11 protein-coding genes and 1 riboswitch are annotated in these 12489 nt (G+C 40.2%); of the genes, 6 read left to right on the top strand and 5 right to left on the bottom strand.

All coding sequences use genetic code 11. The annotated features are described in order from the left end of the window. The first annotated feature begins 142 nt into the window (after positions 1–142). The gene (locus BI350_RS08140) at positions 143–835 is read left to right on the top strand and encodes an SDR family oxidoreductase (RefSeq protein WP_075527635.1); all 693 of its coding nucleotides are present in this window, start codon (positions 143–145) and stop codon (positions 833–835) included. An 86-nt stretch (positions 836–921) separates the two neighbouring features. Here the strand turns inward: BI350_RS08140 and BI350_RS08135 are convergent, their stop codons facing one another. The 5 genes from BI350_RS08135 to queD form a co-directional block, all read right to left on the bottom strand. After that, a complete protein-coding gene (locus tag BI350_RS08135) occupies positions 922–1983 on the bottom strand; it encodes a tartrate dehydrogenase (protein WP_075527634.1) in 1062 nt (353 codons plus the stop codon). Positions 1984–2143: 160 nt separating this feature from the next. Then, on the bottom strand, positions 2144–2503 hold the full coding sequence (locus BI350_RS08130; RefSeq protein ID WP_075527633.1) for a YciI family protein: 360 nt from the start codon (positions 2501–2503) through the stop codon (positions 2144–2146). Positions 2504–2591: 88 nt separating this feature from the next. Continuing rightward, positions 2592–3062: a peptide-methionine (S)-S-oxide reductase gene (locus tag BI350_RS08125; RefSeq protein ID WP_075527632.1), complete on the bottom strand. Its 471-nt coding sequence runs from the start codon at positions 3060–3062 to the stop codon at positions 2592–2594. Between the two features lie 135 nt (positions 3063–3197). Continuing rightward, positions 3198–3920 carry a 7-carboxy-7-deazaguanine synthase QueE gene (queE, locus tag BI350_RS08120; RefSeq protein WP_075527631.1) on the bottom strand — a complete coding sequence of 241 codons (723 nt, stop codon included), beginning with the start codon at positions 3918–3920 and terminating at the stop codon, positions 3198–3200. Beyond that, entirely contained in the window at positions 3917–4354 is a 438-nt protein-coding gene (gene queD, locus BI350_RS08115; RefSeq protein ID WP_075527630.1) for a 6-carboxytetrahydropterin synthase QueD, read from the bottom strand. Before queD ends, queE begins: the two co-directional genes overlap by 4 nt. A gap of 198 nt (positions 4355–4552) precedes the next feature. After that, positions 4553–4599, bottom strand: a riboswitch (PreQ1 riboswitch). 245 nt (positions 4600–4844) lie between these two features. Here queD and BI350_RS08110 point away from each other — a divergent pair. The 5 genes from BI350_RS08110 (at position 4845) to BI350_RS08090 (ending at position 12426) form a co-directional block, all read left to right on the top strand. Next, positions 4845–6149, top strand: a complete 1305-nt coding sequence (locus BI350_RS08110) for a M20 family metallo-hydrolase (RefSeq protein ID WP_075527629.1) — start codon at positions 4845–4847, stop codon at positions 6147–6149. A 259-nt stretch (positions 6150–6408) separates the two neighbouring features. Then, on the top strand, positions 6409–7248 hold the full coding sequence (locus tag BI350_RS08105; RefSeq protein WP_075527628.1) for a YitT family protein: 840 nt from the start codon (positions 6409–6411) through the stop codon (positions 7246–7248). An 882-nt stretch (positions 7249–8130) separates the two neighbouring features. Further along, entirely contained in the window at positions 8131–9573 is a 1443-nt protein-coding gene (locus BI350_RS08100) for an amidohydrolase (RefSeq protein ID WP_082295009.1), read from the top strand. 9 nt (positions 9574–9582) lie between these two features. Beyond that, a complete protein-coding gene (locus BI350_RS08095; protein WP_075527626.1) occupies positions 9583–11094 on the top strand; it encodes an AbgT family transporter in 1512 nt (503 codons plus the stop codon). Positions 11095–11136: 42 nt separating this feature from the next. Beyond that, positions 11137–12426, top strand: a complete 1290-nt coding sequence (locus BI350_RS08090) for an amidohydrolase (RefSeq protein ID WP_075527625.1) — start codon at positions 11137–11139, stop codon at positions 12424–12426. The last annotated feature ends 63 nt before the right edge of the window (positions 12427–12489 follow it).

Here is a 12489-nt window from a genome sequence, read left to right as displayed (position 1 = left end):
GGCATGGTTTTCCCTATTACACCTGCTCATTCACTCTGAATTTTTCCTAACAAACCTCACTCATGATTGCTTCAATACCCAATTAGCTATACTATTATTAAGTATTCACATCATGATTTAAGCAGAAAGGAACGATTGAGTGTTGGCTAAAAAAATATGTGTAATTACCGGGGCTGGAAGCGGATTAGGCGCATCGCTTGCGAAAAAATATGCGAAAGATGGATATCACGTTTGCTTACTCGGCAGAACTGAAGATAAATTAGCGCGTACTGCAAAAGCTTTACCGAACGAGGACTATTCAATCTTCCCAGTAGACGTATCATCTAAACGAGAAGTATCTCAAGTATTTACTAAGATTAAAGAAGAATTAGGTGTAGTAGATGTACTTGTGAATAATGCTGGGGTTGGCGTGTTTGATCTAGCGGAGAATTTATCGGAAGAAGCGGTCCATCAAATGATTGATACCAATTTAAAAGGCACGATTTTCTGTACGCAAGAAATCCTGTCAGATATGAAAGATAGAAATTCTGGAAGCATTTTAAACATCGTCTCCACAGCTGGTTTAGAAGGAAAAATGACGGAGTCCGTATACTGTGCAAGTAAGTTTGGCATGCGCGGGTTCCATGAAAGCTTAGTAGTCGAGCTAAAAGAAACAGACGTTCATATATTCGGCGCATATATGGGCGGCATGAAAACTGAATTCTGGGACGGCATTTTCGATGAGTCTCAAACAGCAGGATTAATGGATCCAGACGATATTTCAGACATCATTTATCATAACGCCAAAGTAAGAAAAAATTTAAATGTGGAGCAAGTTGTCATTAAGAATCATTGATTCAGACAGATGCCTATCTAGGCTTCCGAATAAAAAAGATACCGGGTTCTAATTCGAAAATGTGTTAGAACCTGGTAACTTAACTTTTATGCCCTTAATGTTAAAGTGTTTAGAATATGATCCGTCACCTCTGTCGTTGACGAAGTACCACCAATATCCGGTGTTTTAATGCCTTTTTCAATCACTTCTTCAATCGAATCCAACAAAAGCGTCCCCATCTCCTGCTCTCCTAAATGATCCAGCATCATTTTAGCCGTCCAAATTTGTCCAATTGGATTGGCTATTCCTTTCCCAACAATATCTGGTGCGGAGCCATGTACAGGTTCAAACATGGATGGATATTTACCATTCAAATTAATATTTGCGGCTGGTGCAATTCCAATACTTCCCATAATTGCCGCACCAATATCAGTTAAAATATCCCCGAATAAATTACTTGCAACGATTACATCAAATGCATGCGGCTTTGAAACAAGATAAGCACTTAACGCATCAATATGTATGGATTGCGTCTCTATACTGTTATAATTTTTCGAGATATCCTGAAACACTTCGTCCCAAAATGGCATTGAATGAACAAGACCATTCGACTTTGTTGCGCTTGTTACATGCCCCCTCCTCGTTTTAGCCAACTCGAAGGCGTAATCCATCGTACGAGTCACCCCTCTTCTTGTGAAGATCGCACTTTGAATGACCGTTTCATCTTCACCAGAATGAATGCGCCCGCCCACTTCACTATATTCGCCCTCACTGTTTTCACGAACGACTGTAAAATCAAATCCCTTTGGATCCACAAGTGGTGAATCGATGCCACTCATTTGTTTCGCCGGACGCACATTAATCACTTGTTCAAAGCCTCTACGAATATTAACGAGCAATCCCCAAAGCGATACATGATCCGGTACAAGCTTCGGATCTCCAACCGCTCCTAAAAATACCGCATCACTCTGTTCTAATTGCTGTAACCCATCCTCCGGCATCATGACGCCATGTTCTAAATAATACTGACAACTCCACGGATATTCCTTATATTGAAAAGAAATCCCCCCGTGTATGTCTGCAATCGTATCTAATACTCGAATTGCTTCCGGTGTCACTTCAATGCCAATGCCATCGCCAGGAATGACTGCGATATCCCATTTTTTCATTAGATAACCCCCTCAATATCACGAACTCTCGAAATATTCTTTTACACGGTACCTCTTTAGACTTTATCATAATAGTTGTTCATAAGCTGTATTCATAGATTGGGGGTTATTATTCGTCATGCACTCACACGCAAGCTTGTATCGGTTGTTTGATGAACGCTTATATAATACCCAATTGTTTTTGAACCTTATGCTTGTACTCAATGTATTCCTGGCCGAAATTTGGGTTTATATTTTCTAAATTACTCATTTTATAATCCCACTGCTTAATTTCATAACTGAAAACACTGTTTTTAACTGCCGGGTCATTTTCAGCAAATTTTATAACGTATTCCTCATTATCTGCATCAATCACGATAGCGCCTCCGGTTGAACTCCCAAATGGACCGGCTAGAACAATATTCCCGTTGTTGTATTCATTTTGTACGTACACTGCATGTTCGGGCATAAAAGGTTGATTATGCAAAATAATACCGTCTATCCAATTTTTTGATGGCGTTAATAATATTAAATATCTCATATGCATTCCCCCTCTCCAAATATATAATTGTTATTACAGTAGTAAAATATTTCCGAAAATAAAAGAGCCCAAAAACCATTATTCTTCCTTACTTATATTTACTTAATAGTTCTACTGGAATATGACAATAATCACTTGGAAATCTAGATAATCGATCTTGATGTTCTTCTGCACTTCTCACATAGTTTGTAAGAGGTAATACTTCAACAACGATCAGGTCATAATTCATTCTCTTATTAATAAATGCCTGTGCTTCTTTTAAGTGTTCCGGATTTTCACTATATACGCCTGTTCTATATTTCAAGCCAACATCCTGACCTTGTTTATTCAGACTGTAGGGATCAATGATTTCAAAAAAATAACCCATTAATTCCCTGATTGTGACAACCGACGGATCGAATTCTGTTTTTACACATTCCGCATACCCATCAAAATCACCCTTAAGGGTCTGACTTGTTCCATTGGCTCTTCCCGCCTCTGTATGCATAACGCCAGGTAAAGTTTTGATAAAAGCCTGTACGCCCCATAAACATCCACCTGCAAAATATACGATTTCCAAATTATACTCCCCCTTTTAAAATAAACTAGCCCAACAATCCAAGATTGGGGCCAGTTCATTATTCCAGTTTTGCGCCGATTAGTATGATTTTTTCATTGAGTGAATTTCTCGCACAGACCCACATCATGAAAGCATCTAGACGCCTCGTTTATTCCCCCACAAATACGTATGCAGCTGTGGCAGGACGCGCACATGCTTTAATTCCTTATCAGCCATTACTTGGTCAATTAACTGCTCATACCTTTCTAGTAAATGAGCCAGTAACTCCGCTTCATTTGCTTTTTCAAGGTCATCATTTCCGACCTGAATAAATAACTCTACCGTAGGATATCTTTGGTGCACCTTCCTTGCATAGCCTAAATCTGCATCATCAAAAACAACAATTTTCAAACTGAATGTCCCTTTTTGCTCAATACTCAATGATTCAATGATTTTATCAAGCACGGAAAAATCTGTTTGCATTCCAGAACTTGGCGGCTTTGGAGAAAGAGTGAGCTCATTGATTTTTGTAAACCACGACTGCCACTTGCTTCCTTGTGTTTCCAGTGCGACTTTTACCCCGTGCAAATGCAACAAGTCGACTAAATTATTTAATTGCGGAAGTAATCCTGGATTTCCCCCTGAGATGGTGACATGACCAAATCGGTCGCCGCCTTCTTCTATTAATGCATCCAAGATTTCCTTCGCATTCATTTTTCTAATATTATTTTTTTCCGATCCGTCCCATGTAAATTTGGAATCACACCATGAACAGGAATAATCACAACCTGCCGTCCGGACGAACATAGTTTTTTGCCCAATGACCATCCCTTCCCCTTGGATGGTCGGACCAAATATTTCAAGTACAGGAATTGTCATTGCGCTGACGCCTCCTTTGGACGATAAACACAGTAACTTGTCGGCGTCTCCCTTAAAAATACTTGGACACATTTCGGTTGATTGTCCAGCGTATCCAAGTGCGCTTGAACGATTTCATAAATCGTCCGTGCAATGACTTCTGAAGTTGGAAAACAGGAAGGATCCTCATCGGAAAATGCTGCATCTTTATTCAACACGCGATGATCAAAACGACGGTGAACCAAATCCTTTATTGTTTTAAAGTTCACAAGAAACCCTGAGTGATCAAGCATATCGCCAACGATTGTGATGTTAGCAAAATACGTGTGTCCATGGATATGCTGACATTTACCTGCATCCGTGCTTGGAACATAATGAGCCGCTGCAAAATGGAAATCTTTATTGATTTCATAGGCATAGGCATGTGGGGTAACTGGATAAATTTGTTGCATCATTCTACTTCAGCCCCTTTTTTTCTAGACGCATTCTCTACAAGACCATGTTCACGTGACAAGCACGTCGTACTGTCCTGGCCTCTACTAACTACAATAATTGCTTTTTTGTTATTCATTTTATCTCCCTCTCTCTAACAAGTTTAAGAGATTCGAGCCTCTTCACATCAAAAAAAACAACACAAAAAGGAGTGTTGTTTTACGCTCCTAGTTTTTTATAGAGGGATGGAATTGCGAACCTCTCCTGCAAATATGCAGATTCTTATATTGAATACTACTCTAACATACTTTTCCATTTTAAACAGAATACATCTTTTCATAGACATCGAGGGTGTTTTATTGTATTGTGTAAATAAACTAAAAAATCTGTCAACTCTACACGTAAAGATTAACCACTTAACGAATATATTTAAATAACCCATCGCATAAACTATCTTTCTACCGAAAATAAGTGCATACCTATCTTAGTTACTAACAAAACTTTCGAAAGGGATTGATCACAATAGAAAATCTATTACATTGGATCCAAGAAACTTTATTACAATTAAATCTAACAAACGATATGAATCAACCAAAAGGATTTTCTCGTCTTGGCTATACAAAAGAAGAACAAGACGCACATGAACAGTTTCGGGTGATTGCTCAAAATCTCGGCTTAGAAACACATCAAGATCAAGCAGGCAATCAATGGGCGGTATGGAAAGTAGATGAAAACGCAGTTACAATTGCCGCTGGATCACACTTGGATACCGTTTATAATGGCGGTGGCTATGACGGTGTTGCCGGCGTACTAACCGCCTTCGCAGCAGTAAAAATTCTTAAAGAAAAACAATTTAAGCCTATTAAAAACATAGCCATTGTTGCATTTTCATGTGAAGAATCCGCACGGTTCGGGGTGTCAACGATTGGAAGTACGGCTGTTTGCGGATTACTAAATACTGATCGTGTTGCGAATCTCAAAGATACAAATGGCATCACACTTCAAGAAGCCGTGAATCATTGCGGGTTGAATTGGCAAAGTATTCAAGAAGCGAAGCTACCAACAGATGCATTAGAACAATTTATCGAACTCCATATCGAACAAGGACGATTGTTAGAAAATACCCAGAAAGATATCGGCATCGTTCGTGCAATCGCACAACCGACACGGCTTTTGATCACTTGTGAAGGCATGACAAACCATACAGGCACTACACCTATGAATGATCGTCAAGATGCACTGGTTGCAACAGCGGGATTAATTAGCCACGTTGAAAGCGCCGCACTTCAAATGAACGAGCGGCAATCGATTCCAGTAATGGCGACCGTAAGCACAATAAAGGCAAGTCCTAATGCCATGAATATGATTCCTGGACAAGTTGTCATCGGGGTCGATATTCGCAGTACAAACGCGGAGTTAAAACAAGAAATGGTAGAAGTTATCCAAACTTTTATTCATCAAACAGAAGTTAAAAGTTCTGTTTCCTTCCAGATAGAAACGCTTGCTGACGATCCGCCAATTCAACTCAATGCCAACATGCAAGCAGCCCTCACCGAGCTGTGTGAAGAATTAAATTTGTCTTCGATGATGATGGACAGTGGAGCGGGTCATGATGCGATGAACATGGCTAAACGTTGGCCAAGCGGTCTTTTATTTATTCCGTGTCGTCAAGGCATTAGCCACCATCCAGCTGAATACACGGATAGCCAGTCCCTGCTAAATGGCGCTAATCTACTTGCTGCTTACTTGCGTAAATGTAATGAAGACCATAGCTATTCAAGTACTCTACTTCAACAGACTTCGGGAGGCGACTTTTGACCATCTACAATAAAAAAGAAATTGCTTAAAAGGCAAACTTAACTCAACCATTATGCCTATACAACCTTACGAATAAAAATAACAATATTATACCAACCTTAATAAGAAAGACTTAATAAATTTACCTCTGTTATAGTTGCTTGTCTGTACATTGACTTACACAGGCCTTTGATGGTAAATTAAAGAAATATTCGCAGCAATGCGGTAAAGTTTAAATGATTTATCATATCCGAATTTTCGGCAGATGGGCGGTTAGTATATGAAAAAAAGAATGGTCGACTTTCTTTTTATTATTGCAGGGGCTTTTATTTTTGCGTTAGCTGTAAATCTTTTTGTCATTCCGAATGACCTTGGAGAAGGTGGCGTAACTGGCCTAACGATTATCGCTTATTATCTTTATGGATGGTCGCCTGGACTCGTAAACTTAGTGCTGAACGGGATTCTGCTGATTGTCGGTTATAGATTTTTAAGCAGAAACACAACCATTTACACGATTATCGCTGTTTTATTCAACTCGCTCTTTTTACATATCACATCGGACTGGCGTATTGCGTCAGATGAAATCATTGTAAACACAATTTTTGGCGGTGTTTTTGCAGGCGTTGGCATTGGGCTCATTATTCGTGTTGGCGGCACGACAGCTGGTACAACAATCCTTGCGAGTATGACAAACAAATTTTTCGGCTGGAGTATCAGCTATGGTCTGTTATTTTTCGATTTAATCGTCGTTTTATCTTCCTATTTTATTATCGGTGCTGAAAAAGTGATGCTGACAATTGTGATGCTTTACATCGGCACAAAAGTAATGGAAGTCATTATCGAAGGTTTCAGCATGAAAAAAGCGGTTACGATTATTTCTAAAAATCCAGATCAAATCGCACAGCAAGTAAATGTATTTATGGGTAGAGGTGTGACCGTCTTTGCGGGTCATGGCTACTATACGAAAGACAAAAAGGACATTTTGTATATCATCATTAGCAGCCGAGAAGTGGTCAAACTGAAAAAAGTTGTGAAAGAGGCAGATCAAGAAGCATTTATCGCCATTCATGATGTTCGTGACGTTTTCGGTGAAGGATTTAGGGAAATTTCGAAATCATAATAAAAACTTATCCTTGCAAGGCGTAAAACCCTTCTGTACTGTACTGTACTGGACTGCACCTTAATTGTTAGAACTTCTAACAATTGGAGGTGCAGTTTTTTTGGCTAAATTTACTGCAGAGGAGCTGTTACCCGTTATTTAAGCGGCATAGAAAGCTCTCAGGAAATAATTGAAGAGTATCTGTGTGCGATATAATTATAACAATTCAATTCGTTAAATAAATATAAACAAAGGCTCTCTATAAATGTTTTTACGATGGGATTATCTTTAGGATCTATACAACTTTAGTGTATAAACAGAAAATTAGATTGCGCAGTCCCCCATTTTGTTTTAGCTAAATTTACTATTGTAATTCACCTATCACACTAGTATGATAGAAAAATAAAATTCTCAAATACATGTTAGCAGCTCCATTTGACTGATGTAGAAACTGCTGAAATGATTTTGGGTATCCTAATGATTGGCGTTATGTTTGCCGTTGTAGAGAGAATAGGATTAATTAGCCTTGGGATAATACACTAGGAACCACGTTCAATAGTCGTAATTTACTAATAATTCTCGCATTGACTCAAAGTCCACTGGTCCTCTACTCTGATGATCCACCCATTCAACTCGATGTCAATCTCCAAGAAGATTTTACGGAATTGTGCGAAGAATTAAATTTACCTTCAACTTCAGGGATAGCACAGGTCACGATGCGATAAACACGGCATCGTCTAAGCTGTCTATTGTTTATTCCTTGTCATCAAGGTATCAGCCACCACCCAGCAGAGAACACTGATAGCCAGTCCTATTTAAAGGTGCGAGATTTCTTGCAGCTTATAAGACCTGACTAACTGTTCCAGTACTCAACTTCAATAGAATAAAATAGGAGGCATTTCATTGGACACATTCATCAAAGCATATATCGAAAACAAAAAAGATTATTTTGAACAAGTATCTGAATACATTTTCAATCATCCTGAAACACGTTTCGAAGAATATGAATCTGCTCACTTCCTGATGACTGAATGCGAAAGACAAGGTTTTACAGTAGAGCGCAACATTGCAAATATCCCGACCGCTTTTAAAGCGATTTATGGTGCTGGGAAACCTGTCATTTCATTTTTAGGAGAATTCGATGCCCTTCCAGGTTTGAACCAAAAACCAGGTGCCACTCAGCAAGAACGGATTGAAGGAATGTCTGATATCGGGCATGGTTGCGGTCATAACTTACTAGGTACAGGCGCGTTTGCTGCTGCCTGTGCAGCGAAAGCTTATCTCGAAGAAAATAATCTTTCAGGAACGGTCGTTTTTTTCGGTTGTCCCGGAGAAGAAGGCGGTTCAGGCAAAACATTTATGGTGCGTGAAAATGTCTTTGAAGGCGTTGATGCGGCATTAACATGGCACCCCTCCCCTGCGAACGCCATTATGAGTTTACCAACGCTCGCAAATTACCAAGTCTCCTTTCACTTTGAAGGTGTTGCTGCTCACGCTGCAAACTCTCCTCATTTAGGGCGAAGTGCGCTAGATGCTGTTGAATTAATGAACGTCGGCGTCAACTATTTACGAGAACATATTATTCAAGATGCTCGGGTCCATTATGCAGTGACGAACACCGGCGGATTTTCCCCAGCAGTTGTTCAACCAAATGCAGAAGTCCTTTATTTAATAAGGGCCCCGAAAATAGATCAAGTAGAAGGCATTTTCCAACGTATTTGCAAAATAGCTGAAGGTGCAGCTTTAATGACAGAAACGAAAGTAACCATTGAGTTCCACAAAGCTTGTTCCAATTATGTGCCTAATAGAAGTTTAGAAGCCCTGCTTCATAAAAGCTTGAAAACCATTGGGGCTGATGAACCGACTTATGAAGAAAAGGCTTACGCTAAACAAATATGGGACACTTTCACACAAGATGAACAAGACTTTTATATCGATTTGATGAAAGGATTCGGCTATATCGGGGATGGTAGTGAGTTCGAAGGAAAACATATCTCCGACTCTATATCTGATTACAAAGAATCCGAAGAAATTCTCTTTGGTTCTACTGATGTGGCGGACGTCAGTTGGGTTGTGCCTACCGCGCAATTAACAGCAGCAACAAGTACCCTGGCCACCCCACTGCATACATGGCAAATGACGGCACAAGGTCTATCTAGTTTTGCTCATAAAGGAATGTTACGTGCCGCCGCTGCGATGGCATTGACTGGTATTAACCTCCTTACCTCCAAAGAGGAGTTAAAGAAAATTCAAGACGAATTTTTCCAATTCCAAGCAAAACATCCATACAGAAGTCCAATTGGGAAAGATATCAGACCTACAACATTAAATGGAAAGAAAATATGAGGTGAATTTATGAAAGAAAAAAGAAAGTTATTTCAAAGATTTTTAGATCTTGTCGAACGTGTAGGAAATAAACTTCCTGATCCATTTGCGATATTCATTGGCTTAGCTGTTTTTATGATCATCATTTCATGGTGCTTTAGCCTTTTCAATGCATCTGTTGTTCATCCTGGAAACGGAGAAACACTTCCGATTAAAAGTTTAATCTCCGCTGAAGGATTGCAATTTATCCTAACCTCGATGTTAGATAACTTTACAGGATTCGCACCACTAGGATTAGTACTAGTGATGATGCTAGGGGTTGGATTAGCTGAAAAAGTTGGTATGCTAGATTATGCTGTTCGAAAAACTATTTTAAAATCACCACCCTACTTACTGACATATACTGTTGTTTTTGTAGGTATCATGGGTAATCTTGCTTCTGATGCAGCCATCGTTTTAGTTCCTCCTTTAGCAGCACTTGTCTTTTATAAAGTAGGCCGCCACCCACTTGCTGGTCTTGCCGCCGGATTTGCTGGTGCTGGTGCAGGATTTACAGCGAATTTATTTGTAGCAGGAACGGACGCATTGCTTGCCGGTATTTCAACTGAAGCGGCACGTTTTGTCGATGAAACAATGACCGTTACGCCTGTTGATAATTGGTTTTTCAATATCGTATCTGTCTTTGCGCTCACGTTTGTTGGAGGACTTGTCACAACACGCTTAATCGAGCCAAGACTGGGGAAATATACAGGGGATGCGATTGAAGAAGACACAACAGAAGATTTGCCACAAACTAAAAAAGCATTTATTTACTCTTTGATTGCGGGACTCATTTATGTATTGATAATTGTTGGGACAATTTTCATACCGAATAGTCCATTAACAAACGAAGAAGGCGGGCTTATTCCATCGCCATTTCTCGATGGCATCATTCCGATTATTTTATTCTTCTTCTTAATTATCGGGATCACATTTGGTATTGTCGTTGGAACCATAAAGTCCAGTAAAGACGTGAGTCATTATATGGCCGAATCAATTAAGGATATGTCGGGCTATATCGTACTTGTTTTTGCCATCGCACAGTTCACTGCCTACTTTAATTGGTCCAATCTCGGCACATGGCTCGCAGTCAACGGAGCAGAATTACTCGAAAGTATTAATTTTACTGGGTTGCCACTTATTATAGGGTACATTATCTTTACATCCATGTTGAACTTCCTGTTAACATCCGGTTCAGCTAAATGGGCAATTGAGGCCCCAATATTCGTACCGATGTTTATGCAACTCGGATACCATCCAGCCTTTACGCAAGTGGCTTACCGGGTTGCGGATTCTTCAACCAATATCATTACTCCCCTGTTTCCTTACATGGTTATCGTATTAGCATTTATGCAGCGTTACGATAAAAAGGCAAGTATTGGCACATATATTTCACTGATGTTGCCCTATTCCATTGCTTTCTTAATTACATGGATCATTTTAATTATTGCATTCTTTTACTTAGGAATTCCATTCGGTCCAGGAATTCATGCTCGTTTTTAATCTATACAATGAGCGGTCATCAATTTAGATGGAGGGATTTTTATGCAACTAGAAGAACAAGTTATTAACTGGCGCAGGAATTTCCACCGCTTTCCCGAACAAGGATTTTTAGAAATGAGAACGGCATCTATTGTAGCGAGCGTGCTAGATGAATTAGGCTTCGACTTACAAATGGGTAAAAGTGTTATGAAGGAAGAAGCATGTATGGGGAAACCAAATGCAGAAATAACGGACAACCATGTATTATGGGCAAAGCAACATGGTGCTATCGAGCGATTTCTTCCCTTCTTCCAGGAGGGTTACACAGGGATTGTCGCTTCACTTCATACAAATCGCCCAGGACCAACAGTTGCCTTTCGCTTTGATATGGATGCGTTGCCAATCGTAGAATCTAATTCATTAGATCATGCGCCGATGCACTTAGGATTTCGCTCAATTTCTGAAGGTACAATGCACGCTTGTGGGCATGATGCACATACCGCAATTGGACTAGGATTAGCGACGCTACTGTCCGAACATCAAGCGCAGCTTACTGGTGTGATTAAACTCATTTTCCAGCCGGCGGAAGAAGGAACAAGAGGCGCAAAAGCCATGGCAGCCGCTGGCGTGGTAGATGATGTTGATTACTTTATCGCCGCCCATATCGGCACAGGTGTACCGAAACACCATTTCGTTGCGGCGAATAACGGCTTTTTAGCTACGTCCAAGCTGGACATCACATTTTCTGGAAAATCTTCCCATGCGGGAAGCGAACCCGAAAAAGGAAAAAATGCTTTACTCGCCGCAGCAAGTGCAGCCTTAAATATGCATGCTGTGAGTCGGCATTCGAGTGGCGATTCCCGTGTGAATGTTGGCGAACTTCATGCAGGTTCCGGCAGAAATATTGTCGCAAATCATGCGACGATGAAAGTAGAAACACGCGGAGAAACGAGCGAAGTAAATAACTATATGAAAGAGCAGATCGAAAATATTGTCGCCGGAGCAGCTCGTATGTATGACGTTGAACAGACTATTGAGCTTGCAGGAGAGGCAATCAGCTGCAAATGCTCTGAGCAGCTGGCAAAAGAATTAGCTCACATCGCCAATCAGCATCCTTTCATTGAAAACGTTACGCTGTTAAGTGAAGACAATGCCGGATCCGAAGATGCAACTTATTTCTTAAATTCCGTACAGGAGCGAGGCGGGCAAGCAACTTACTGTATTTTTGGCACAGACCTTGCTGCAGGCCATCATCATGAAAAGTTTGATATTGATGAAGAACCCCTTCTTCCTGCTGTGGAGATATTATTCGAAACTGCATGTAAGTTCGGCATGGTGAAGGAGCAATCTTAAGGTGTTGTATTAGCGTTCAATGGAAGGTATGTCCAATCTGGATGCAGTTAATGTTGTCGAAAA

This window comes from Sporosarcina ureilytica (genome assembly GCF_001753205.1).
GTDB lineage: Bacteria > Bacillota > Bacilli > Bacillales_A > Planococcaceae > Sporosarcina > Sporosarcina ureilytica.
Note: the sequence above shows the minus strand (reverse complement) of the source record. Positions and strands in the feature narration are given on the sequence as shown.

What these genes read in the sequence shown, in the direction of transcription:
- queD (WP_075527630.1), bottom strand. Translation starts at nt 4,354, where the DNA reads ATGATGCAACAAATTTATCCAGTTACCCCACATGCCTATGCCTATGAA.
- BI350_RS08095 (WP_075527626.1), top strand. Translation starts at nt 9,583, where the DNA reads ATGAAAGAAAAAAGAAAGTTATTTCAAAGATTTTTAGATCTTGTCGAA.
- BI350_RS08135 (WP_075527634.1), bottom strand. Translation starts at nt 1,983, where the DNA reads ATGAAAAAATGGGATATCGCAGTCATTCCTGGCGATGGCATTGGCATT.
- BI350_RS08105 (WP_075527628.1), top strand. Translation starts at nt 6,409, where the DNA reads ATGAAAAAAAGAATGGTCGACTTTCTTTTTATTATTGCAGGGGCTTTT.
- BI350_RS08090 (WP_075527625.1), top strand. Translation starts at nt 11,137, where the DNA reads ATGCAACTAGAAGAACAAGTTATTAACTGGCGCAGGAATTTCCACCGC.
- queE (WP_075527631.1), bottom strand. Translation starts at nt 3,920, where the DNA reads ATGACAATTCCTGTACTTGAAATATTTGGTCCGACCATCCAAGGGGAA.
- BI350_RS08130 (WP_075527633.1), bottom strand. Translation starts at nt 2,503, where the DNA reads ATGAGATATTTAATATTATTAACGCCATCAAAAAATTGGATAGACGGT.